The sequence below is a fragment of the Streptomyces sp. Ru62 genome (assembly GCF_002920615.1).
In the GTDB taxonomy this organism is placed as follows: domain Bacteria; phylum Actinomycetota; class Actinomycetes; order Streptomycetales; family Streptomycetaceae; genus Streptomyces.
Map to the genome: position 1 here is coordinate 39,887 of NZ_PQSU01000039.1, position 22,090 is coordinate 61,976.

The 22,090-nt window shown below is 73.1% G+C and carries 21 protein-coding genes; 9 read left to right on the forward strand and 12 right to left on the reverse strand.

All coding sequences use genetic code 11. The features are described from left to right. Positions 1-125: 125 nt before the first annotated feature. Positions 126-2,804 (reverse strand): LuxR C-terminal-related transcriptional regulator, encoded by a 2,679-nt coding sequence (locus C3492_RS37350; RefSeq protein WP_258056136.1) that lies wholly within the window; start codon positions 2,802-2,804, stop codon positions 126-128. 139 nt (positions 2,805-2,943) lie between these two features. Then, positions 2,944-3,429, reverse strand: coding sequence for a hypothetical protein (locus C3492_RS37355; protein WP_146075776.1), 486 nt, complete (start codon positions 3,427-3,429; stop codon positions 2,944-2,946). 416 nt (positions 3,430-3,845) lie between these two features. On the opposite strand from C3492_RS37355, the gene C3492_RS37360 reads away from it, so the two are divergent. Continuing rightward, the gene (locus tag C3492_RS37360; RefSeq protein WP_258056137.1) at positions 3,846-4,409 is read left to right on the forward strand and encodes a fasciclin domain-containing protein; all 564 of its coding nucleotides are present in this window, start codon (positions 3,846-3,848) and stop codon (positions 4,407-4,409) included. 179 nt (positions 4,410-4,588) lie between these two features. Then, positions 4,589-5,050, forward strand: a complete 462-nt coding sequence (locus tag C3492_RS37365) for a Rieske (2Fe-2S) protein (RefSeq protein WP_103817056.1) — start codon at positions 4,589-4,591, stop codon at positions 5,048-5,050. A gap of 6 nt (positions 5,051-5,056) precedes the next feature. Here the strand turns inward: C3492_RS37365 and C3492_RS37370 are convergent, their stop codons facing one another. Next, positions 5,057-5,701: a cysteine hydrolase gene (locus tag C3492_RS37370; RefSeq protein ID WP_103817057.1), complete on the reverse strand. Its 645-nt coding sequence runs from the start codon at positions 5,699-5,701 to the stop codon at positions 5,057-5,059. Positions 5,702-5,798: 97 nt separating this feature from the next. On the opposite strand from C3492_RS37370, the gene C3492_RS37375 reads away from it, so the two are divergent. After that, positions 5,799-6,269: a pyridoxamine 5'-phosphate oxidase family protein gene (locus tag C3492_RS37375; RefSeq protein WP_103817058.1), complete on the forward strand. Its 471-nt coding sequence runs from the start codon at positions 5,799-5,801 to the stop codon at positions 6,267-6,269. Positions 6,270-6,345: 76 nt separating this feature from the next. Here the strand turns inward: C3492_RS37375 and C3492_RS37380 are convergent, their stop codons facing one another. Further along, on the reverse strand, positions 6,346-7,248 hold the full coding sequence (locus C3492_RS37380; RefSeq protein ID WP_103817059.1) for a LysR family transcriptional regulator: 903 nt from the start codon (positions 7,246-7,248) through the stop codon (positions 6,346-6,348). Positions 7,249-7,322: 74 nt separating this feature from the next. Here C3492_RS37380 and C3492_RS37385 point away from each other — a divergent pair, with 74 nt between their 5' ends. Continuing rightward, positions 7,323-8,264, forward strand: a complete 942-nt coding sequence (locus C3492_RS37385) for a DMT family transporter (RefSeq protein ID WP_181140752.1) — start codon at positions 7,323-7,325, stop codon at positions 8,262-8,264. A gap of 92 nt (positions 8,265-8,356) precedes the next feature. Here the strand turns inward: C3492_RS37385 and C3492_RS37390 are convergent, their stop codons facing one another. Continuing rightward, on the reverse strand, positions 8,357-9,688 hold the full coding sequence (locus tag C3492_RS37390) for an aminotransferase class I/II-fold pyridoxal phosphate-dependent enzyme (RefSeq protein WP_103817094.1): 1,332 nt from the start codon (positions 9,686-9,688) through the stop codon (positions 8,357-8,359). Between the two features lie 51 nt (positions 9,689-9,739). Between C3492_RS37390 and C3492_RS37395 the strand changes: the two genes are divergently transcribed. Next, the gene (locus C3492_RS37395; protein ID WP_103817061.1) at positions 9,740-10,420 is read left to right on the forward strand and encodes a pyridoxamine 5'-phosphate oxidase family protein; all 681 of its coding nucleotides are present in this window, start codon (positions 9,740-9,742) and stop codon (positions 10,418-10,420) included. Between the two features lie 10 nt (positions 10,421-10,430). Here C3492_RS37395 and C3492_RS37400 read toward each other — a convergent pair whose 3' ends face one another. The 4 genes from C3492_RS37400 to C3492_RS37415 all read right to left on the reverse strand — a co-directional run bounded on the left by C3492_RS37400 (position 10,431) and on the right by C3492_RS37415 (position 14,290). Then, positions 10,431-11,378, reverse strand: coding sequence for a DMT family transporter (locus C3492_RS37400; protein WP_103817095.1), 948 nt, complete (start codon positions 11,376-11,378; stop codon positions 10,431-10,433). A gap of 200 nt (positions 11,379-11,578) precedes the next feature. Further along, a complete protein-coding gene (locus C3492_RS37405) occupies positions 11,579-12,583 on the reverse strand; it encodes a DMT family transporter (RefSeq protein WP_103817062.1) in 1,005 nt (334 codons plus the stop codon). A gap of 84 nt (positions 12,584-12,667) precedes the next feature. Continuing rightward, positions 12,668-13,303: a Clp protease N-terminal domain-containing protein gene (locus tag C3492_RS37410; RefSeq protein WP_258056138.1), complete on the reverse strand. Its 636-nt coding sequence runs from the start codon at positions 13,301-13,303 to the stop codon at positions 12,668-12,670. Positions 13,304-13,654: 351 nt separating this feature from the next. Continuing rightward, positions 13,655-14,290, reverse strand: a complete 636-nt coding sequence (locus tag C3492_RS37415) for a PadR family transcriptional regulator (protein WP_103817097.1) — start codon at positions 14,288-14,290, stop codon at positions 13,655-13,657. A gap of 233 nt (positions 14,291-14,523) precedes the next feature. On the opposite strand from C3492_RS37415, the gene C3492_RS37420 reads away from it, so the two are divergent. Beyond that, on the forward strand, positions 14,524-15,336 hold the full coding sequence (locus tag C3492_RS37420) for a PhzF family phenazine biosynthesis protein (protein ID WP_103817063.1): 813 nt from the start codon (positions 14,524-14,526) through the stop codon (positions 15,334-15,336). A gap of 8 nt (positions 15,337-15,344) precedes the next feature. Here the strand turns inward: C3492_RS37420 and C3492_RS37425 are convergent, their stop codons facing one another. Both C3492_RS37425 and C3492_RS37430 read right to left on the reverse strand, forming a co-directional pair. After that, positions 15,345-16,145, reverse strand: a complete 801-nt coding sequence (locus C3492_RS37425; RefSeq protein WP_103817064.1) for a CPBP family intramembrane glutamic endopeptidase — start codon at positions 16,143-16,145, stop codon at positions 15,345-15,347. Positions 16,146-16,447: 302 nt separating this feature from the next. After that, complete coding sequence (locus C3492_RS37430; RefSeq protein WP_103817065.1) at positions 16,448-17,965, reverse strand: glutamate--cysteine ligase; 1,518 nt, start codon at positions 17,963-17,965, stop codon at positions 16,448-16,450. 568 nt (positions 17,966-18,533) lie between these two features. On the opposite strand from C3492_RS37430, the gene C3492_RS37435 reads away from it, so the two are divergent. Together C3492_RS37435 and C3492_RS37440 are read left to right on the forward strand one after the other, a co-directional pair. Next, entirely contained in the window at positions 18,534-19,118 is a 585-nt protein-coding gene (locus tag C3492_RS37435; RefSeq protein ID WP_103817066.1) for a hypothetical protein, read from the forward strand. A 286-nt stretch (positions 19,119-19,404) separates the two neighbouring features. Beyond that, positions 19,405-19,611 (forward strand): DUF5999 family protein, encoded by a 207-nt coding sequence (locus tag C3492_RS37440; RefSeq protein ID WP_041665012.1) that lies wholly within the window; start codon positions 19,405-19,407, stop codon positions 19,609-19,611. Positions 19,612-19,836: 225 nt separating this feature from the next. On the opposite strand, the gene C3492_RS37445 is transcribed toward C3492_RS37440, so the two are convergent. Next, positions 19,837-21,312, reverse strand: a complete 1,476-nt coding sequence (locus C3492_RS37445) for a glycoside hydrolase family 43 protein (RefSeq protein ID WP_103817067.1) — start codon at positions 21,310-21,312, stop codon at positions 19,837-19,839. A gap of 214 nt (positions 21,313-21,526) precedes the next feature. Between C3492_RS37445 and C3492_RS37450 the strand changes: the two genes are divergently transcribed. Continuing rightward, on the forward strand, positions 21,527-22,057 hold the full coding sequence (locus C3492_RS37450) for a universal stress protein (RefSeq protein WP_103817068.1): 531 nt from the start codon (positions 21,527-21,529) through the stop codon (positions 22,055-22,057). Positions 22,058-22,090: the final 33 nt, after the last annotated feature.

The following is a 22,090-nucleotide window of genomic DNA, read 5'->3' on the forward strand; positions in this document are numbered from 1 at the left end:
GGCCGCCGGTCCCTGTCCGTGCGATCCTCCGGCCCCGGTCCATGGAACCGCTTCGCCCGTGGGAGGTGATACCGCCTGCCGCCCGGCCGCCTGGGTCCGGCACGCCCGTTCGCGGGGGTGTGCCGTCACAGAAGTCCCAGTTCCCGGGCGCGGCGCACCGCGTCGTGACGCCGGTTCACGGCCAGCTTCCGGTAGGCACTCTTGAGATGGGTCTTGACCGTGTTGACCGACACGTACAGGTCGGCGGCGATCTCCTCCGTGGACATCATCTGGGCCAGCCGGCGAAGGACGTCACGTTCCCGGCCGCTCAGTTCCTCGACCACCGGCAGCGCCGGTCGCTCCCCGTTGCGCGCCGGGACGCCGCGCCTCGTGGGTCCGGAGGAGAGCCAGCCCTCGGCCGGTACGCCCCACGGGAGCGTGCGCAGCCACGGCCCGGCGTCCGCGAAGGGGCGTCGCAGCCGCTCGCGGCGGGCTTCCCGGAGCGCCCGCGAGACGAGCGCGCGCTGGGCGGCGTAGTCCCCCTCCTCGCCTGCCAGTTGGGCTCTGACCAGGGCGGCCCGTACGGTGATGGCGGGGCCGAGGTCGCCCTGTGGCCGCATTCTGCCGAGCAGTTCGGCCGCGGCCCCGGGTCTGCCCGCGGCCAGTTCCGCCTGCGCGGCCGCCACCAGGCACACCGGCTCGTCACCGGGCACGTCTTCCAGCAGCTTGACGGCCGTCTCCGGCCGGTTCTCGGCGAGGTGAGCGGCGGCGGCCACGGACGCCGTGTGCGCTTCGGCCCAGGGGGACGCCACATCGGCCACGACGGCTCGGTCCGCCACTTCGAGCGCGGCCTGCGTGTCGCCGCGGGCCAGCAGGATCCTCCCGGTGACGATGGCCCGTCCCGCTTGCGTCACCGGATCCGGCGGCGGGTGCCGCGGGTCCACCGCGGCGTCGAGGAGCGCCTGGGCCCGGTCCAGCTCGTCGCGTTCGACGGCCACCGCGGCCAGGACCAGCGAGGCCAGTCCCGGTCCGGGCGCCGGGGGCGGGTCGCCGTGGTCCACCGCGGTGACCGTGGCCAACGCCTTGCGCTCGGCTCTGCCGGGCCAGCCCTTCAGATAGTCGATCAGGGCCAGGTGGCCCAGACACTCCCGGCGTGCCGGCGCCGTCGCCCCCGCCGCGCCGGCGTCGACCACCGTGGTCAGGGCCGCTCGGGCAGCTCGGACACGGCCCGCCCACAAGCGTGCCGAGCCGAGATGGGTGAGCAGCAGTGCGATCAGCTCGGGGTGCGCGTCGAGAAGCGTGCCGGGAACCTCGCGCTGCGACTGCTCCGCGCACTGGGCCGCCCTCTCCGCCCGTCCCGGCGCACCCGTCAGGCGCGCTACCAGGGCTTCCAGGAAGGCGCAGCTCAGTCGGGTCGCGGCCAGGTCGGCCGGATCGGCCTCCGGTGATCCGGACTGCGCCGCCAGGGCCTGTGCCGCCCGTCGCAGACGGGAGGAACCCAGCGCGACCTCGCAACGGGACAGTTCGCAGGCCGCGCGGACGAGGTCCGTGGCCGCACTGGTGGGATCGGGTCCCATGCGGGAGAACAGCCGGGACAGATCGTCGGAGTGCGGGCCGGTGAAGAGCTCTCCCAGGGCGAGGTCGCCGATGAGGGCGCCGGCTGCGGTCTCCCAGTCGTCCGCCGCGGCCGCGTGGCCGAGCGCTTCGCCGAGGGACCCCGAGCGCCGCAGCCAGCGTGCCGCGCGGCGATGGAGCTCGGCTTCCAGCTCCGGGGAGCGCACTCGGAGGTGGGCGCGGAGGATCTCCCCGAACAGCGGATGGAGACGGAACCAGGCGTGCCCGAGGTACTCGACGAAGGCGTTCTGGCCGTGCAGGGCGGTCAGGACGCCTTCGGCGTCGGTGCGCCCGGTGAGAGCGTTGGCGAGATCGGGGCAGAAGCGTTCGAGGACGCTGACCCGCAGCAGCAGGTCCTGCGTCCCGGCTGTCTGCCGCTTGAGCACCTCGGCGAGCAGGAAGTCGGCGATCGTGCTGCGGTCGGCCTCGAACTCCGTGAGGAACGTCCGCGGATCCGTCTCTCCCTGCGCGGCCAGGGCGCACAGCCGCAGTCCGGCGGCCCAGCCACGGGTGCGCTCCACCAGCGCGCCCACGTCGTCGGCCGGGAGACGCAGTCCGTGCAGCGCCAGGAGAGCGGCCGCTTCGCCCGGGGTGAAGGCCAGCTCGGCGTTCCTGATCTCCGTGATGGTGCCGGCCGCCCGGTAGCGGTGGAGCGGCAGGAGCGGCTCGGTGCGTGTGACGAGAACCAGGCGCATGCCGTGGCCCGCCTGGTGGAGGACGAATTCCAGCTGGTCCGCGATCTCCGGGTCGGTCACCCGGTCGTACTCGTCGATGATCAGGACGACCGGAGCGTTCCGGGTGCTCAGTTCGGCGGCAAGTCGCGTGAGCAGCCTGTCGTCCGCGCGGCCCGCTTCGGCGGGGAGGCCGATGTCGGCGGACATCGTCACGCCGGCGAGGCGCAGGGCCTCCAGGAGGTACGCCCAGAAGGTGCCGCCTCCCTTGTCCGCCACCCGGGCGGTGAGCCAGGCGACGGGCTCGTCCCGGGCCGAGGCCCAGTCGGCGGCCAGCAGGGTCTTGCCCGCTCCCGCGGCTCCGTGGACCACCGTCAACGGGGTCAGAAGGGCCTCGTCGAGGTGCACGACCAGCCGGTCGCGCCGCAGGAACGTCACGGGACGCGCCGGTACGGCGAACTGCGTCCGGAGGAACGGGTCCCCGCGGGGATCGGCATGTGATGTGGCCGGCGCCCGTCCGTTCCCGCCCGGTACGGCCATGCTCCTCACCACCTCGGTCGTCGCCCTGTGGACGACGCAGGAAGGGCCCAACCGCCCTGGGCACAGCAAGCACCGGATTCTCCCCGAAACGCCGGCTGTGACGGACGCCGGGGGACAGTGAGGACGGCGCCCTTCGGTGTCAGCTTACCCTTCCGGATCGCGGAGGCTCCTGGTGGCGGCCGGCCGCACCGCCCCTCCGAAGGCGTGTCAGTTCGTGAGGTCGTGCGCCGAGACGGGTGGTCAGGCGGTGCTTCGCGGCAGCCGTCAGCTCGTCGAGGCGCCGCTGAAGCCGGTTCATGTCCGGGGCGAAGTCCCCCTTCGCCACCTTGCCCAGGACGGTGGCGACTTCCCGGTCGAGGCCGGCCATGGCCGAGCGGACCTCACCACTGTCGATGTCCACCTGGGTGACGTCCCAGACGGCGTGGCACTCGTCGCTGCGCCTGACCGCTTCGGCCTTGACCTGGTGCCGGTGCTCAGGCGAGTCCGACGCGCTGACAGCCTGCGGCAGCCCGGCCACCCAGTCCCTCGCCGCGCACACATGCCTGAACTGCCGGTGGACGGCCTGCCGCTGGGCCTGCAGTCCCGACTGCTCGTCTCTGTGGCGCTGTCCCAGGGTTCTGACCACGTAGTGGGCTGTCGCTCCGAGGAAGCCTCCGCCAAGGGCTCCGCCAATGCCCGCGAGCGCCGTACCAAGCCTGATCACGCCCCTCAGTGAACGGCTTGTGGTGGCGGGTACGGCGGTCCACGCCGAACGCGTCACCCGTTGTGCCCTCAGCCGGACACGCGGTCGGTCGAGTGGTGACAGGTCCCGACGCCCCGGCGGAAGAACACAGTTCGAACGAAGGCTGTCACGGGGGCCGGGCTTCGAGATGCGGTCATCCGCACCTGCTGGTTACGCTCGCTGAGTGGCCGGGTGGAACGGCCCATGGCCTGGCGCAGCAGTCGCCCCGCCCCGCCCCGCGGAAACGACAACGTCCGCGGTCCAGACCGTCGCAGTGCTCACGCCTCCACGGGAGGAAGGTTGCGATGAGGTTCACCCGCATGCGTACAGCAAGGGCCACCGGGGCTGCTCTGGTCGCCGTTCCGCTCGCGCTCGGAGGTGCGACGTCGCAGAGCCACGCACAGGACGCGTCCCCCAGCCCGTCGGGGACGTTCGGCCCCGGCTGCGCGTCGCTCTCCCAGAAGGCCGACACGGCCAGGGACAAGGTCGTTGAGGCGGCAGCCGCCTACCCGGAGCTCAGCCAGCTCGTGGCAGCCACGGTCCGGGCGAGGCTGAGCAGTGCCCTCGACGGGAAGCCCGACGTCACCGTCTTCGCGCCCGACGACAAGGCCTTCAAGAAGGTGACCGCGTCGCAGCTCGCCTCGCTGCTCAAGAACGAGGGGCAGCTGAAGAAGGTGCTGACCTACCACGTCGTGGACCAGCGGATCACCCCGGACCAACTCGCCAAGGGCTCCTTCACCACGGTGGAGGGCAGCAAACTGACGACGTCGGGCTCGGGTACCCACTTCAAGGTCAACGGCAAGGCGAATATCGTCTGCGGCAACATCAAGGCCGCGAACGCCACCATCTACGTCATCGACGCGGTTCTCCAGCCCCCGTCCTGACGCAAGGCTCCCGCTCCCGGCCCGGCGTCCCCCAAGGGCCCGGGAACGGGAGCCCCCCCCCGCGCAGCTTCCGGGTCGTCACCGCAGGGGAAGGATCCGGGTGCCCGTCTGAACGGCCGCCGTCTCCGGGCCGTACCCCATGACGGAACACGAGAAGCTCCGCGGAAGGGAACCCTCAGATGACCAGCCCATCCCTCCACCCCGCAGCGGGACCGGCCCGCCGTACCGTCATGGCTGCGGCCGGAGCGGCGGGGCTCGCCGCCGCGCTGACCGCCTGCGGTTCGGGCGACGACTCGTCCGGCGCCGTCGACACCGGCTCGACATCCGGCGGGACCACCGAGAACGGGGCCGGCGGCACCGCGCTGGCCAAAACCGCCGACATCCCCGAGGGCGGCGGCAAGATCTTCAAGGACCAGGGCGTCGTGGTCACCCAGCCGTCGGCGGGCACCTACAAGGCGTTCTCGTCCAAGTGCACCCACCAGGGCTGCGCGGTGGGCAGCGTGGCGAACGGCGTGATCGTGTGCCCGTGCCACAACAGCGAGTTCTCCGTGACGGACGGCAGTGTGAAGAAGGGGCCCGCGACGCAACCGCTGCCCGCGGCGAAGATCACCGTCTCCGGCGACGAGATCACGCTGGCCTGAGCGGGCTCAGCGCCGTCCGCGCGCCCGTCCGAAGCAGCCGAGCAGTTCGTCGGTGGTCGCGACCGTGGCGACCAGCGCGAGGGTGTTGCGGATCATCGCGGGGGTGTAGTCGGCGGGCACCCCCGCGATGGCGTCGGCCGGAACGACGGCGGTGTAGCCGAGGTTGACGGCGTCGAACACCGCGTTGGGAACGGCCACGTTGGCCGAGACCCCGGCGACGATCAGCGTGCGGCAGCCGAGGTTGCGCAACAGGGCGTCGACCTCGGTGCCGTGGATCGGGGACAGCCCGTGCAGCCGCCGTACGACGAAGTCCTCCTCGGTGACCTCGATCGGGGGCGCGACGCGGACCGCGGTGCTGCCGGTCAACTGCCGCACGGGGAGCCGTTCGGCGGCCCGGAACAGGCGCGCGTTGCGGTTCGCGCCCCGGCCGTCGGGGCGGCTCTCGGCGATCGCGTGGATCACCTGCACCCCGGTCTCGTGGGCGGCGGCGACCAGCCGGGCCACTCGGTGCAGGGCACCGGAGGAGCGTGCGACACGGGCGAGTTCGGGCAGGGCGCTGTCCGGGCCGACGACCCCCTGCTGGCACTCGACGGTGAGCAGCACGGTGCTCGCGGGATCGAGGAGGTCGTCGAGTCGCTCGTACGACGGCATGGCAGCGCCCCTTTGAAGACGACGGCTTCTCTTTTCTGACGTGATGTCAGAAGATCACCATAGTTTTCTGACACGACGTGGGAGAAGAGGGGGCCGCATGACCGTCGCACAGCAGCGCCGGGGCCGGAAGATCATGATGACGCCCGGCGAGCTGGACGAGTTCCTCACCACCCAGCGCACGTGCCGGGTCGCGACCGTCTCGACCGACGGCGCACCGCACGTCAGCGCCCTGTGGTTCGCCTGGGACGGCACGTCGCTGTGGCTGTACTCGGTGGTGCGCAGCCGGCGCTGGGCGCAGCTGCGCCGCGACCCCCGGGTCGCCGTCGTGGTGGACTCCGGTGAGGAGTACGACCAGTTGCGCGGGGTGGAGCTGTCCGGCCGGGTGGAGTTCGTCGGCGAGGTGCCGCGCCAGGGCGAGCTGTGCGCGGAACTGGACACCGCCGAGACGCTGTTCGCGCGCAAGAACTTCGGTCTGGACGAGATGCCGCACGACGGCCGGCACGCCTGGGCCCGGCTGACCCCGGACAAGATCGTGTCGTGGGACTTCCGGAAGCTGGGCGGGGCGTAGGCCCCGGGGGGTGCCGATGACCTCGCCGTGCGGCCCGGGCCCGGCGCAGACCGGCTACGCGACCGCCGGGCCACACTCAGCCCAGCTTCCGGGCCGCCGTACGCAGCGCCTCGACGGCCGCGCGGATGGAGGGCCGGCGGTCGGCGTCCGCCCGCCAGACGACGTACACATGGCGGCGCACGCGCTGCTTGAGCGGCACCAGGACCACGCCCTCGGGCACCGGGTGCCGGCCCAGCAGTGGCGCGATGCACACGCCCAACCCGGACGCGACGAGCCCGAGCTGGGTGTGGGTCTCCCCGGCGCGGTGGCCGACGATCGGCTCGACGCCCTTGGACCGCAGGGTGAACATCAGCCACTCGTGGCAGAACTCGCCCTCGCCCCAGGTGATCCACTCGTCCTCGGCGAACTCGGTGAGGTCCACCTCGTCCCGGTCCGCGAGCCGGTGCGCCGCGGGCATGGCGACCTCGGCCGGGTCGTCCAGCAGGGGTGCCTTGACCAGGCCGTCGGGTACGGGCATCGGCTTGTTGTACCAGTCCAGGACCACCGCGAGGTCGAGGTCGCCGCGCACGACCCCGGCGATGCCCGCTTCGGGTTCCAGCTCGCTGGAGCGCACGCGCAGTCCGGGGTGCTCGGTGCGCAGGGCGCCGAGCGCGGCGGGGAACAGGCCGCGAGCGGCGGTCGGGAACGCCGACAGCCTCAGTTCGCCGACGACCTGGCCGCGGTGCGCCTCCAGGTCGGACTGGGCCAGCTCGACCTGGGACAGGATGCGCGCCGCGTGCTCCGACAGCAGCCGGCCGGCGTCCGTGAGCCGTACGCCCCGGCCGTTCTTGGCGAGGAGCTGCTGGCCGACCTCCCGCTCCAGCTTGCCCAGCTGCTGGGAGACCGCGGACGTGGTGACGTGCAGCGCGTCGGCGGCGGCGCTGACCGAGCCGTGCCGGGCCAGGGCGTCGAGGGTGCGCAGCCGCTCCAGGTTCAACATGTAAGCGATTCTAAGAGGTATCACGTGAGAAATCTCGATTGTGCTACGAGGTTGTCTCCCCCATCGTGGAGACCATGAGCACGGTCACCGCATCGACCCGAACCAGGTCCCAGTCCCCCGCCCCCACCCGGCCGCGCACCCGCCTCGGCTGGCGGGCCCGCTTCGGCATCCTGTCCTTGATCTGGGGTTTCAGCTTCCTGTTGATCAAGGTGGGGACCGAGGGGTACGCGCCCTTCCAGGTCACCCTCGGACGGCTGGTGTTCGGTACGGCGGTCCTGGTGGCGGCGATGGCGGTGAAGCGGGAGCGGCTGCCGCGCGGGGCCCGGCTGTGGGGGCGCATGGCGGTCGCCGCGTTCCTGCTGAACGCCCTGCCGTTCTCCCTGTTCGCCTACTCGGAGCTCACGATCCCGTCCACCCTGGCCGGCATCTGCAACGCCACGTCCCCCCTGTGGGGCATGGCCCTGTCCCTGGTGGCCCTGTCCGAGGACCGGCCGACCCGGGTGCGCGTCGCAGGGCTCGGCCTGGGCTTCCTGGGCGTCCTCACCGTGCTCGGCGCCTGGCAGGGCTTCCACGGGCTGGACGCCACGGGTACGGCGATGGCGCTGCTGGCCTCGCTGAGCTATCCGGTCGGCTGGATCTATGTCCGGCGGACACTGGCCGGCACGGGGAACTCCCATCTGTCGATGACCGGGGGCCAGTTGCTGCTGGCGACCGTGCAGCTGGCCGTGGTGACACCCATGTTCACCGGCGTCCCGGAGCACTTCGCCGTCGTTCCCCTGCTGGCCGTCGCCGCGCTGGGCGCACTGGGCACCGGGCTGGCGGTGCTGATCCAGTACGGGCTGGTCGCCGAGGTCGGGCCCACCACCGCCCAGATGGTCACGTACTTCATCCCCGTCATCGCCACGGCCGCGGGGGTGGCGATCCTCGGGGAGTCCCTGCGGTGGACCACGCCGCTCGGGGCGGTGATCGTGCTGGCGGGGGCCGCGCTCACGCAGGTGCGAGGCAAGGGCGCCTGAGGGGTGGGCCGTGGGGGTGCGGGGTCCGTGGTGGCCTCACGCGCCCACGCGGCGGAGCCTCGCATCGATGCCACGCCCCTCTCCGACGTCCCCTAGCCATAGGTGCGGGCCGGACTCGGGCGCACCGCCGCCGCCACCGCGTCGGCCAGCGGAGTGATGTCCTCCTCGGTGAGCGGTGAGATCGTGATGCGCACCGCCTGCCGCGAGGCCAGGCGGAAGCGGGCGCCCGGGGCGACCGCCCAGCCCCTGTGGAGCAGGCGGGCGATGGCTCCCGTCTCGTCGGGGACCGGGACCCAGACGTTCATGCCGCTGCGTCCGTGCGCGACGACCCCCCGCTCCGCCAGCGCGTCGACCAGCCCGCTCCTGCGGGCCCGGTACGCCTCCGCCACGGCCGCCCGGTCGACCGCGCCATGGGTCCACAGGTGGGCCACGGCCCGTTGCAGGAGGAGGCTCACCCAGCCGGGGCCCAGGCGCTGGCGGCCGCGGACCCTGTCGACGGTGACGGCGTCCCCGGTGAGGACGGCGAGGCGCAGGTCGGGGCCGTAAGCCTTGGCGGCCGAGCGGACGAAGGCCCAGTGGTGGGTGACGCCCGCGAGGGGGTGCAGCGGCAGGTCGACGATGCCGTGGCCGTGGTCGTCCTCGATGAGCAGGGTCCCCGGATGGTCGCGCAGCACCGCGCGCAGGGCACGCGCGCGGGTGGCGGTGACCGAGGCACCGGTCGGGTTCTGGGCCCGGTCGGTGACGATCAGGGCGCGGGCGCCGGATTCCAGGGCGCGGCGCAGGTCGTCGGCGCGCGGTCCGTCGTCGTCCACGCCGACCGGCGCCGTGTGCAGGCCCAGGGCGGGGACGAGGTCGAGGAGGCTGCCCCAGCCGGGGTCCTCGACGGCGACCGTGTCGCCGGGCCTGAGGTGCGCGGTGAGGACGCGTTCGACGGCGTCAAGGGAGCCGGAGGTCACGGTCAGCGGGGCCGCCGGGACGCCGTCGGCGTCGAGTTCGGCGCGGGCGAGGCGGGCCAGGTCCGCGTCCACGGGGTCGTCGCCGTAGCGGACGGGGCGGCGGTCGCCCTGCTCGGCCGCCGCGGCGAGGGCCGGGGCCAGGCGGGGCAGCAGGGCCGGGTCGGGATTGCCCGTGGAGAGGTCCCGGCCTCCGGGGGGCACCTCCACGCGCAGCTGCTCACGGCCGGTGGTGGCCGGCTTGGGGCGGACACGGCTGCCCCGGCGGCCGGCCGTCTCGATCACCCCGCGTTCGCGCAGGATGCGGTAGGCGGCGGCGACCGTGTTCGCGTTCACTCCGAGCTGGGCCGCCAACTCCCGCATGGGCGGCAGGGCTTCGCCCGGTCGCAGCTGGCCGCTGCCGACCGCCTGCTCGACGCCGGCCGCGATCTCGGCTGCGCCGCGCCCGGTGATCCGATATTCTCCTAGCACAAAGAGCATTATGCACTAGTACAAAATCCGCCGCCACTGGAGGGGACCGCCATGCAGGGCACGACCGAGGACACACGGGCCGCCGCCTACACGCCGACCGACCGGACCGTGCCCACGCGCTCCGCCGAGCGGGCGTCCTACGACAAGGAGCTGGTCCACGCGATCCTGGACGAGGGGTACGTCTGCCACCTCGGCTTCGTCCGGGACGGCGCGCCGGTGGTGCTGCCGACGCTGTACGGCCGGGTCGGCGAGCGGCTCTACGTGCACGGCTCGACCGGTTCCCGGCCGCTGCGGATGACCGGCCAGGCCGACCCGGGCCTGCCGGTGTGCCTGACGGTCACCCACGTCGACGGGCTGGTGCTGGCCCGCTCCGCCTTCCACCACTCGATCAACTACCGCTCGGTCGTGGTGCACGGCACCGCGCACGAGGTCACCGACCCCGAGGAGCGGCGGCTGGCCCTGGACGCGCTGGTCGACCACGTCGTGCCGGGCCGGTCCGCCGACTCCCGGCCCGCGAACAAGAAGGAGCTGGCCGCCACCGCGGTCATCCGCCTGGACCTGGAGGAGGTCTCGGCCAAGGTCCGCACCGGCGACGCCAACGACGAGCCCGAGGACATGGGCCTGCCGCACTGGGCCGGGGTCGTCCCGCTCCGCAAGGGCTACGGCACACCGGTCCGCAACGCCGACCTGGCGCCCGGCATCGAGCTGCCGGACTACCTGGCGACGCGGTAGCGGCCGAGGGTCACACCGCGGCCGGCTCCCGCCGTCCGGCCGCGCGGGCCTCGCTCACCGCCAGGCCCGCGACCGCGCCGAGCATCAGCAGGGTGCCGGCCGCCGTGGTCACCGTGAGCCGCTCGCCGAGCAGGACGACGGCGAGCACGGCCGCGGTCACCGGCTCCAGCAGCATGATCACCGAGACGGTGGCGGACCGGACGACGGCGGCTCCGGCGAAGTAGAACGCGTAGGCGAGGGCCGTGGGCACGGCGGCGATGTACAGCAGCAGCCACAGCAGCCGGGCCGGGTGGGCGGTGTGCGGGAGCAGCCCCTCCCCCGCCGCGAACGGCAGCAGGCACAGGCTGCTCACGGCGAAAGCGCCCACCGTGGTGGTGGCGGCGTCGGTGCCGCCGCCCCTCCCCCACCAGCGCGTCAGCAGGGTCATCACGCCGTAACCGGCCGCCGAGGCCAGGGCCAGCAGCACACCCGCCGGACGTACGGTCGCGGCCGAGCCGCCGAAGGTGAGCACGGCCAGCCCGGCGAGCGCGCCGGCGACCGCCGCGGCACCACCGGCGCCGAGTCGTTCCCCGAGCAGCAGCCGGGCGCCGATGGCGATGAGCACCGGGCCCGCGCCGAGGGTCACGACGGTGGCCACGGCCAGCCCGGTCGACGCCACGGCCGCGAAGTACGCAGTCTGGAAGACGGCCAGGCCGAGCCCGGTGGCCAGCGCCCTCGTGAGCGCCCGGCGCACGGGCCGGGCCTGGGCCGTACGGCGGACGCGCGGCCGCAGCAGCCGGCCGGCCGACAGGAGGGCGAGCCCCAGCGCGCAGCGCCAGAAGGAGAGGGCGAAGGCGCCCATGTCGCTGGTCCGGTAGACCAGCGAGGCGGCGGCGCCCGCGGTGCCCCAGGCGGCACCGGTGACGATCAGGTAGAGCAGGCCACGCCCGACGGGCAGGCCTGAAGCAGGGTGCGACAAGGTCGACAAGGGAATCTCTCCGCAGAAGACGCACGTGGACGTGCGGAAGTTCGGGAGCGTCCCGCTCCGGCGGGGCGCGCGGACTTCATCTGCGGGCAGCACCGTCCGGCCCGGCACGCGTGCGCCGGGCGGGTCCCGGAGGCCCGCCTCAGGCGGCCGGGGGCGAGAGGACGAGTGCGTGGTGCGCCATGATCCGGACTCTAGGCGGCGGTGCCCCGCGCGGACAACTCCCTTTCCGCGCCACCCGAGGCGACCGGCTCCGCGGAGCCCTCGGCCGGGGTGGCGGACTGGGCGATGAACGCGCCGACCAGGACGACCGCGCCCCCGGCGACCTGCGGCGCGGACAGGTGCTCGCCGAGCAGCACCCAGGCCAGCACGGTGGCGATGACCGCCTCCAGACAGGCGACGACCCCGGCGACCTGCGGAGACAGCCGGCGCACGGACAGCACACCGGTGACGTACGCGATCACCGTGGCGACCAGCACGATCCAGCCGAGCAGGGCGACGGCCGGTACGGCGGTGCCGTTCAGGCTCGCGGAGCCCCCCAGCACCGACCAGTCCATGCCCCAGGGGCGGGCCACCACGGTCAGCACGGCGGCGCCGACGAGCAGCCCGTAGGCGATGACACCGAGCGGGTCCGGCGCCGCGTCGCCCGCGTCGCTGCCCTGGTCGGACAGCACGAAGTAGCCGACCTGGCAGCAGGCGGCGCCGAGCGCGAACACCAGGCCCAGCGCGTCGAAGCTCAGGCCGGACCAGACCTCGACCACGCAGGCGAGGCCGCCGGCGGCGAGGACGACGCCGAGGGCGGCCGCGCGGCTGACGGGCCGCCGCTGCACGAACCGCACCCAGCCGAGCACCAGGGCGGGCGCCAGGTACTCGATGAGCAGGGCCACGCCTACCGGAATGCGGGAGAGCGCGGCGAAGTAACAGGTCTGGACACCGGCGACGGCGAGCAGCCCGAACCCGGCGAGCAGCGCAGGCCGCCGGCGCGGCAGCGCCCGGTGCCGGATCGCGACCGGCAGCATCACCAGGGCGGCGCCCGCCACCCGCAGCCACACCACGTGGAGCGGGTCGAGTCCCGCCTCGATCAGCGGCTTGGCGGCCACTCCGGACCCGCCGAAGGCCAGCGCCGAGCCGAGCGCGAGACCGAGCCCGGCTCCCTTGCCGGGGCTGTCCTGACTGCTCACAGACGTATGCACCGGCACATGATGGCAGGAGACGACAGGTGCGTCACTCCTGATGACACCTGTCTCAGCTGATGGACGGCCGCGGGAGGAGGGGCCGCGGGGTCAGCGGGCCGCCCCGCCGTCGTCGGCGTACACGTCCGCGGCCGCCTCGATCCGCGCGGACAGTTCGCGGGCGGGGATGCCGGCGCGTTCGAGGACCTCGACCGCCCGGGACCGAGGGTCCGCGGCGAGCGCCGCGAGCAGGTCGGTGCCGCCGACGCGGGGCGCGCCCCGCCGCCGGGCACGCGCGCGGGCGTCCGCGAGCGCGGCGGACGCGGCCGGGGACCAGCCCTCGGCGTTCTTGCCCCGTCCGTCGAGACCGGCGGCACCCACGGGGTCGGGGGGTCCGGCGAGACCCGCGGTGTCGGCGGGTCCGGCCGGCGCGGGGACGAGGGGCATCGCGGCGGAGTCCTCCACGCTGCTCTGCCAGCGCAGTCCGTAGCCGATGCTGCGCTGCACCAGGTAGCCGAGGACCCGGGCGAGGCTCTGCGGGCCCCCGACGGCGGCGCGGGCCTCGGGATCGTGTTCCAGCAGGGCGTGCAGCAGATGGGCGGTGTCGGTGTGCCGGTCCCTGTCCCTGACGGCCCTGCGACGGGCAGCGACGACCACCGCCGCGAGCTCGGCACCGAGCCCGGCAGCGCCGTCCGGGTGCGGAACCGCTCCGTCATCGGCGGTCCGGTGGGCTGTACGGGGTTGCACGTCCCCCACCTCATCAGCCGCCGCGGGACGGGGCATCCACGAGGGGAACCATTTTCGCGTCCCACGCGGAGTGGACATCGCCGCCCCGGATCTCATCCTCACGGAGGAGATCAGACCGGTCCCGCGCACGGACGGCACGTCCTCGCCAGGTCTGACGGTTCGTCAATATCGAATGTCCGCGTCCCCGCGGGCACGTCCGCGACACCGTAGCCCGATACGCCCGGTCCGAAGCGGTGGCCGCATGGCCGAAGTCGGCGCCCAGGCACGCATCCAGACGCCGGCCGGGACAGGCGAAGGCGCCCCGCACGGACAGCGCGGGGCGCCACGAACTGCGGCCCTCGTCCAGGAGGCTCAGTGCTCGTCGGCGAGGATGAGGTACAGCTTCTTGCGGGCGTCGTTGATGACGGCGAGCGCCTTCTCGCGCTGCTCCTTGCTGCCGGTCTTCCACACCTGACCGAAGGCCTCCATCAGCCCGAAGCCGGCCTGGCGGATCTCCGCGAGGGCCTCCCAGTCGACGCCGCGCGAGGCCTCCTCCCAGGGGGCGTCCGGCCCCTCGTCGGCGGCGGCGCGGCCGGCTTCGGTCAGGGAGAACAGCTTCTTGCCGCCCTCGCTCTCGCTGACGATCAGGCCCTCGTCCTCCAGCAGTTGGAGGGTCGGGTAGACCGAACCGGGGCTGGGCTTCCAGGCACCGCCGCTGCGTTCGGCGATCTCCTGGATCATCTCGTAGCCGTGCATGGGCCGGTCCTTGAGCAGGGCCAGGATCGAGGCGCGTACGTCGCCTCGCCGTGCCCGCCCGCGCGGACCGCCCCGTCCGCGCGGCCCCCAGGGGCCCGGTCCGAAACCGGGTCCGCCGGGACCGAAGCCCGGACCGCCGGGACCGAAGGGCCCGAAGGCGGCCCGCCGCCCGTCGAACCCGCCGAAGCCACCCTTACCCCGTCGGCCGGGGCCCTCGTGCCGGTGTCCACGCTCGAAACCGTGGGTGCGCATCGCGATCACTCCATTCCATCGTTGATCTGTCACGTCTGCATCGCATATCGTTCGCGATGCTTCAACGATATATCGGAAGCGATCGCATGACAACCTCCTTGCCGGACGAGGACGGACGTGGTGCGCAGCGACGCGCGCCGGCTGTCCTGCGGGCGGGCCGGGCCCGGGAACCAGTCCGGCATCCCCGGATTGGCCTTGGTCCAGGGGCCGTCGCAGCCGCTAGCGTCGGCGCCATGCGCATCCGAATCGTCGACGCCTTCACCGACCGGCCCTTCGCCGGCAACCCGGCCGGAGTCCTGCTCCTGGACGACGTCTTCCCGGCCGACGACTGGCTCCAGAACGTCGCCCTGGAGGTCAACCACGCCGAGACGGCGTTCGCGCACCGGCTGCCCGGGGGCGGCGAGGCGGACTGGGCGCTGCGCTGGTTCACGCCCGTCACCGAGGTCGCCATGTGCGGCCACGCCACCCTCGCCACGGCCCACGTCCTGCACACCACCGGTGCCCACGAGGGCCCGGTGCGGTTCGCCACCCGCAGCGGCGTGCTGATCGCCACGCCCGGCGCGGACGGCTCGGTCACCCTGGACTTCCCGACCGCCCCGCTCACCCCGGTGGAGATCCCGGCCGGGGTCGCCGAGGCGCTCGGCGCGCGGCCGGTCGCCGCGTTCGACACCGGCCCGGACGTCGGCGACCTGCTGGTCGAACTCGCCGACGAGAAGACCGTGCTCGGGCTCTCCCCCGAGCACCGGGCCCTCGGCGCCCACTCCTCGCGCGGCGTCATCGCCACCGCCCGCGCCGACGACCCGTCCCGGGGCTACGACTTCGTCTCCCGTTGCTTCTTCCCGAACGTCGGCATCGACGAGGACCCGGTGACCGGCAGCGCCCACACCGCACTCGCCCCGCACTGGTCCGCCCGCCTCGGCCGCGACGACCTCACCGGACTCCAGGCCTCCCGCCGCACCGGGCTGGTCCGCACCGGCCTGCGGGGCGAGCGCACCCTGCTGACCGGCTTCGCGGTGACGGTCATCGAGGGCGAACTGCGCGCCTGAGGGCTTGCTCAGGCGGTCGGCAGCCAGCCCACCTTGCCCGCGAGGAGGGCGTAGCCGACGAAGGCGCCGATGTCGAGCAGGGAGTGCGCGACGACCAGCGGCCCGACCCGGCCCCAGCGGCGGTAGAGGTAGACGAACACCACGCCCATGACCATGTTGCCGACGAAGCCGCCGATGCCCTGGTAGAGGTGGTACGAACCGCGCAGGACCGCACTGGCCGCCAGTGCGGTCCCCGGGGTCCAGCCCAACTGCCCCAGCCTGCGCAGCAGGTAGCCGACGACGATCACCTCTTCCAGGATCGCGTTCTGCAGCGCCGAGAGGATCAGCACCGGGTACTTCCACCACACGTTCGGAAGTGCCTCGGGTACGACGGTGAGGTTGAAGCCGAGGCCGCGGGCGGCGAGGTAGAAGGCGATGCCGGTGCTGCCGATCACCGCCGCGACGCCGGCACCCCGGGCGAGGTCGGGCCAGGGACGGGTGCGGTCGAAGCCGAGGGTGCGCAGGCCCGCGCCCTCGCGCAGCAGCAGGTGGGCGACGAGGGCCACGGGGACCAGCGCGGTGGCGATGCCGAAGAGCTGCCAGGCCAGGTCCAGCCAGGGGCGGCCCGGTGCGGCGGAGGCGTTGAGCGTGGCCGCCTGGTCCTTCAGCCCGCCCGGCTTGGTGACCGAGCCGATGAAGCTGATCAGCGCGGACACACCGCTCGCCCCGAGCGAGAGCGCCAGGACGAGCAGCGTCTCGTCCCGCAGCATCCGTCGCGGGTCGCGCTCGCGCCCCGCGGAATCGGCGACCGAGTCAGCCTCCACCTGCACCCCTGCCTCCAGCCGGCTCACGGGCCCCTGGCCCACCTTTCGCCTGGCAAGGATCGCAGAAGCAGCTGTGGAGGGCGCGGCATGCCCCTGGAAGGCCGGGCTCTGGTCGTGGCCTTACGCCGCCGCAACGACGTTCGACCCCAGGTCACGACCCGGCGGTCTGCCCGGCGCTCAGGCCGTCCAGCGGCTCGGCGAGCCGGTTCTCAGACCGTCCAGCGGCTCAGCCGGACCGGTTCTCAGCCCGCCCCAGCGGCCCGCAGCCCGGCGCTCAGCCCGCCCCGCGGCCCCGTCGGGCCCCGCGCTCAGCCCAGCGGTACCGGCTCCGGCAGCCCCACCGGCCATGTGTGCACCGGCTCCCCCACGTGCATCAGCTCGGCGTACCGCCGGGTCGTCGCCGCCAGGGCCGCCTGCCGTGACATGCCCTGCTCCAGCGCCCGGTGGAAGGTGGCCGCCTGCCAGGACGCCCCGTTGACCCGGCGCCGGCAGCGTTCCTCGATCACGCCAAGGTAGAGGTCCCGGTCGGCGGCCTCCACGCCCCACGCGTCCAGCCCGGCCGAGGCGAGCGGCAGCAGCTCGTCGCGGACCAGCGTGACCGCGTCGACCTCGCCCGTGCCGCCGTACCGGCCCCGCCGGGGCCACACGAAGCGCGCGTCGATGCCGTACCGGCACGCCGCGTCGAAGTTCGCCTCGGCCGCGGCGAACGGCAGCCGGGTCCACACCGGCCGGGACTCCTCGGCGAGGGCGCGGACGAGGCCGTAGTAGAAGGCCGCGTTGGCGATCACGTCGGTGATGGTGGGCCCGGCCGGCAGCACCCGGTTCTCCACCCTGAGGTGCGGGACGCCGTCGGCGATGCCGTACACCGGCCGGTTCCAGCGGTAGATCGTGCCGTTGTGCAGCACGAGTTCGGCGAGTCTGGGCACCCCGCCGGCCTCGACGACCTCCAGCGGATCCTCGTCGTCGCAGATCGGCAGCAGGGCCGGGAAGTAGCGCAGGTTCTCCTCGAACAGGTCGTACGCGGAGGTGATCCACCGCTCGCCGAACCAGGTGCGCGGCCGTACGCCCTGCGCCTGGAGCTCGGGCGGCCGGGTGTCGGTGGACTGCTGGAACAGCGGGGGCCGGGACTCGCGCCACAGCTCGTGCCCGAAGAGGAACGGTGAGTTCGCGCCGACGGCGATCTGCGCGGCGGAGGCCGCCTGGGCCGCGTTCCACACGTCGGCGAACCGCGCCGGGGTGACCTGCAGGTGCAGTTGCAGGGAGGTGCACGCGGCCTCGGGCACGATCGACTTCGAGGTGCAGACGAGGTGCTCCACCCCCTCGATGTCGAGCCGGAAGTCCTCTCCGCGCGCGGCGACGATCTGGTCGTTGAGAAGTGTGTAGCGGTCGACCTCGGAGAGGTTGGAGGAGACCAGGTCGTCCCGGTCGAGGGTGGGCAGGATGCCGATCATCACGATGCCCGCGTCCACCTCGCCGGCCTTGCGGTCGGCGTAGGCGAGGGAGGTGCGCAGTTCCTCGGCCAGCCGGTCGAATACCCGTCCGCCCAGCCGGTGTGGGGCTATGTTGACTTCCAGGTTGAACATGGCGAGTTCCGTTTGGAAATCGCGGCTCGCGATGCGCTCAAGTACCTGACCGTTCAACATTTTCGGCATACCGTCCGACCCGGCGAGATTCAACTCGATCTCGACTCCCATGAGATTCTTGGGTCGGTCGAATCGCTTCTCGCGCAGCAGCCGCTCCAGTCCCGTCAGGCACTGCTGGAGCTTCTCGCGATAGCGCTGGCGATCGGACAGGTCGAACTGCCCTGCCACGACCTTCTCCCCCATCGAATGTCCCTCCTCGGATGGGCGGGCCGACGATCCGGCCGCCTGGCTCCCGGGTCAGGTGGGATGATGCCCAGCCGAAGCGATCGATAACGTCCCGCGCGGGCCCGCCGCCCGCTAGTCTGTCTGAATGTTCCCGGCGGCACATTCACGGGGCATGCCGCACTCGCACCTTCGGGTGCCCCGCACACCTCGTGAAAAACGCCGACGACATTCGGCCGACCGTTACCGGTGCGTATGACGAGGTCAGCGGCGGGTGCCGGGTCCGGAAATCGGGATGATTTCCGCAAATCGACGGCCTAATTCCGCCTTGCCGCGTCGACCGGAATCGGATAGACGAAACACCGGCCGAACACACGTCGTATAAACTTCGTCCACAAGGCAGAAGGTTGGCGCCCTCGGTCCTGGTTTCCGCGGTGTTCCTGCCGTTCCCGTTGACGGGCGGCAGACCGAGCCGCACTCTCTTTCACACCGACCTGGGCCCCCACCTCTCCGGCCTTCCGTGAGCTGACAGCGCCGTCCGCCCCACCCTCCTCGCGCCGCCGCGCCTGTCTAATGAGAGGCGACCCACATGCCGCTGCACGTGCCCCCTGCCCCCGCGCCTGCCCTGCGCTCCGTCCTCACCGCCCTCGGTTCCCCCACCGCGGTGCGTGAGGCGCGCACCCCGTCCCTGCGCGCCGCGCAGGGTCCGGCGACACCGGAACTCCCGCTGCCCGTCCACGTGCTGGACCGGATCACCGCGCAAGGCCTGTCCGCGACGCGACTGGCCGGCTGGCGCTTCCTGATCCGGTGCGGTGATCGTGCGGTGGCCGCGGCCGAGACCATGCTGACTCCCGACGGCTGGGCCTTCTCGCACTTCTTCGAGGGCCCGTACGTCGCCTCCACCGAACGCGCCCTGCAACAGGCCGAGGCCCTGCAACAGCCGTACCAGGCACGGCTGTTGTCCGTGCCCGGGCTGTACATGCTCACCCTGTGGCTGCACGGCGACTGCTCCGGCGACGGCAGCGAGGGCCATCCCGCCGGCACCGATCTGCTCGTGCCGCTGGCGCCCGCACCGCCCGGCATACCGACACACCGTCCGTTCCCGGTCGCCGAGTTGCTTCCGGTGCTGACCCATCGGGCGACTCCTCTCCCGCTGCTCGGCTCGCCTGCCTGACCGACGCACGCGTACCCCGCTGCCCGCAAGGGAAGCGGGGTACGACTGTCTTTCGAGCACTCCGCCGCCCGGAGCCATCCGGACTAGTCCCATCCGGCCACTGCGAACCACCCGAAGTGACAGTGCAGTTGGACTGAACCGTCCGCGCGGGTGACGCGTCCTGAACCTGTGAGAAGCGGTGCCGTGAAATCCCTGCGGAACGACGCCCAGAGGACAACACTGGTTTCCGACCGACTCATCACCACGGGGGACGGACATGATCACGACAGAGCGAAAGATCCCGCCCATGTGCCAGCACCAGCCACCGTGCCCGCCAGCCGAATCCGCCGACCGGGAGTCCGCCCGCCTCGTGGCGCACCACCCGGAGCAGGGGTGGAGCCTGCTGTGCAACGGCGTCCTGCTCTTTGAGGACACCGGTGAGCTGCTGCCCGACGGCCGCGTCATCGCCCCGCACCGCCCGCTGGGCGCGGAGCAGGTGATGACCGCCGCCTGAGGACGACGGGGCGACCTGATCCGGGCACGGCACACTGACCCGACCTGAACAGGGGCGAGGCGAGTGCCCTGAGGGGCCGGCCGCACCTGACCCGTGCGCCTCGGCCCCGACACGTGCCTTGGGCGCGGGTCCGGACGGCCCCCACACCCCGCCCCTACGAAACTTTCGAGCTCGATCGCTCGGTGCGTCACTGCCTCGGTTTCGGCGTGGCGGACGCGTACCCGGTTACGGCGTGGCGGGCGCGTACTCGAACCAGTCGAAGGCCGCGCGGCCCTCGGTGACGTACATGCCGATGACACGGCCGGTGAAACCGGCGGCCACCTCCGTGGACAGATAGCGGCCGTCGAGTTCGGCGAGCCGGACGGTTCCCTCGGCGGTCGCGACGGAGAAGACGAGGGTGTCGGGGCCGTGCTGCGTCCCGGGGTCCCGGGTGGCGCGGATCTCGACGGCCAGGGTGACCGGCCCCGCGGGCACCGGGTGTGCGGCGACGCTCTGCCGCAGCGGGCCGATCCGCGCGATCACGGCCGCGCTGCCCCCGCTCACCTCCAGGTCGTAGTGATGGGCCTCGTCCAGGCGCACCGACAGCCCCGCCCGCGCGGCGCCGGGCTCCAGCGACGCCGCCGCCCGGCAGTCGTGGTGCTGCTGGCGGCGGCCTACGAAGGTGTGCCCGGGCCGGTCGAGGCTGTCCCCGGTGGCGGTCAGGGTGAGCCACCCCGGCCGCTCGGTCAGCGACCAGCAGCCCTCGGGCCGGCGCCGCGGGGATATCCAGTGCGGTGCGAGCTCCGGGCCCGAGAAGTCGTCCCGCGCCGGCGACTGTGCGACGGGCGCCCAGGCAGCCGGCGCCGGGTGCCGCTCCTGGACCGGGCCCGTCCGCGGCCAGCCGTCCACCCACTCCACCGGGACCAGGAACGTCTCCCGGCCGAGGACGTGATACTCCGGGAACCAGCCCCGGGGCCGGGTGCCGAGCAGCACCATCCACCAGCTGCCGTCGGCCGCCTGGACCAGGTCGCCGTGGCCGGTGCACTGGATGGGCTGGCCGGTGCCGCGGTGGGACAGCAGCGGGTTGCCGGGAGCCGGTTCCCAGGGGCCGCGCGGCGAGCGGGCGCGGGCCACGGAGACACCGTGTCCCAGGGCGGTGCCGCCCTCGGCGAGCAGCAGGTACCACCAGTCGCCGATCCGGTACAGGTGCGGGGCCTCCGGGTCGCGGAGGCCGGTGCCGGACCACATCGGCAGCGGACCCTCCAGCACCCGCCCCGTGCGCGGGTCGATCCGGGCGACGCTGACGCCGGCCATCGCGACCCAGCAGGAACCGTCCTCGTCCCACGCCAGGTCCGGGTCGATGCCGGGCAGATCGATCCACACCGGGTCGGACCAGGGGCCCTCGGGGCGCTCCGCGGTGACGAGGAAGGTACCGCCGGCACCCGCGCTGGTGGTGATGACGTGGAAGAGTCCGTCGTGGTGCCGGATCGTCGGCGCGTAGATGCCGGCGGACGCCGGGACGTCGTCGGGCAGGTCCAACTGCCCCGGCCGGTCGAGCACATTGCCGATCTGGCGCCAGTGCACCAGGTCCCGGCTGTGGAACAGCGGAACGCCGGGGAAGTACTCGAAGCTGGAACACACCAGGTAGTAGTCGTCGCCGACCCGGCACACGCTGGGATCGGGGTGGAAACCCGGGATGACCGGATTGTCGTACGTTCGCATGCTCGCCTCCTGGAGGCGCTCGAAAGTTTCGTTCTGAGCGCCGAATCTTAATGGCGGGAGAGGTGTTCACGGGAGTGTTCGTGCCGCCCGGCTGGTCGAATCACCGGCGCGGGAGTGGGATGGAAGGAAGCGAGGACCTCGCGGCGGGCCTGCCCGCGGGTGTCACGGGTGTCACCCCGTGCGGTGCCCGTCCGCAACGGTGGAGTCATGAGTCATGTCCGGTTACGACGCCTCCACGGCCACGCGAGTGGTGGTCGGCGTGAGCGGCTCCCTGAACAGCGTCACGGCCCTGCGGCGGGCCACCGCCCTGGCCCGCCGTATCGGAGCCCAGCTCTGGCCCGTGCTGGCCTGGGAACCACCGGGCGGTGACTCCGCCGCCCGGCGCTCCCCCGCCGCCGGACTGCTGGTCGAGGAGTGGCAGCGACTGGCCAAGCAGCGGCTGGCCTCGGTGCTGGAGGAGATCTTCGACGCGGAGGGTCCCGGTGTGCCGATGCAGCCCGTCGTCGTACGCGGCGCCCCCGGCCCGGCGCTGGTGGCCACCGCGAACCGGGAGGACGACGTCCTGGTCGTGGGCACCGGGCGGCGCGGACTGCAACGGGCCTTCTCCGGCCGGGTCTCCCGGCACTGCCTGGCCCACGCGGTCTGCCCGGTCCTGGCGGTGCCCCCGTCCCCACTGGAGTCGGAGCTGTTGTCCGTCCACCGCCGCAACACGTGGCATCTGCGCATCGACACCCGGGGGTTGTGAAGGGGGACCCGGTCACGCACCGCGCGTCACGCG

Coding starts and splice junctions, on each gene's coding strand:
- C3492_RS37350 (WP_258056136.1), bottom strand. CDS start 2,804: ATGGCCGTACCGGGCGGGAACGGACGGGCGCCGGCCACATCACATGCC.
- C3492_RS37360 (WP_258056137.1), top strand. CDS start 3,846: ATGCGTACAGCAAGGGCCACCGGGGCTGCTCTGGTCGCCGTTCCGCTC.
- C3492_RS37365 (WP_103817056.1), top strand. CDS start 4,589: ATGACCAGCCCATCCCTCCACCCCGCAGCGGGACCGGCCCGCCGTACC.
- C3492_RS37370 (WP_103817057.1), bottom strand. CDS start 5,701: ATGCCGTCGTACGAGCGACTCGACGACCTCCTCGATCCCGCGAGCACC.
- C3492_RS37375 (WP_103817058.1), top strand. CDS start 5,799: ATGACCGTCGCACAGCAGCGCCGGGGCCGGAAGATCATGATGACGCCC.
- C3492_RS37380 (WP_103817059.1), bottom strand. CDS start 7,248: ATGTTGAACCTGGAGCGGCTGCGCACCCTCGACGCCCTGGCCCGGCAC.
- C3492_RS37385 (WP_181140752.1), top strand. CDS start 7,323: ATGAGCACGGTCACCGCATCGACCCGAACCAGGTCCCAGTCCCCCGCC.
- C3492_RS37395 (WP_103817061.1), top strand. CDS start 9,740: ATGCAGGGCACGACCGAGGACACACGGGCCGCCGCCTACACGCCGACC.
- C3492_RS37415 (WP_103817097.1), bottom strand. CDS start 14,290: ATGCGCACCCACGGTTTCGAGCGTGGACACCGGCACGAGGGCCCCGGC.
- C3492_RS37420 (WP_103817063.1), top strand. CDS start 14,524: ATGCGCATCCGAATCGTCGACGCCTTCACCGACCGGCCCTTCGCCGGC.
- C3492_RS37430 (WP_103817065.1), bottom strand. CDS start 17,965: ATGGGGGAGAAGGTCGTGGCAGGGCAGTTCGACCTGTCCGATCGCCAG.
- C3492_RS37435 (WP_103817066.1), top strand. CDS start 18,534: ATGCCGCTGCACGTGCCCCCTGCCCCCGCGCCTGCCCTGCGCTCCGTC.
- C3492_RS37440 (WP_041665012.1), top strand. CDS start 19,405: ATGTGCCAGCACCAGCCACCGTGCCCGCCAGCCGAATCCGCCGACCGG.
- C3492_RS37445 (WP_103817067.1), bottom strand. CDS start 21,312: ATGCGAACGTACGACAATCCGGTCATCCCGGGTTTCCACCCCGATCCC.
- C3492_RS37450 (WP_103817068.1), top strand. CDS start 21,527: ATGTCCGGTTACGACGCCTCCACGGCCACGCGAGTGGTGGTCGGCGTG.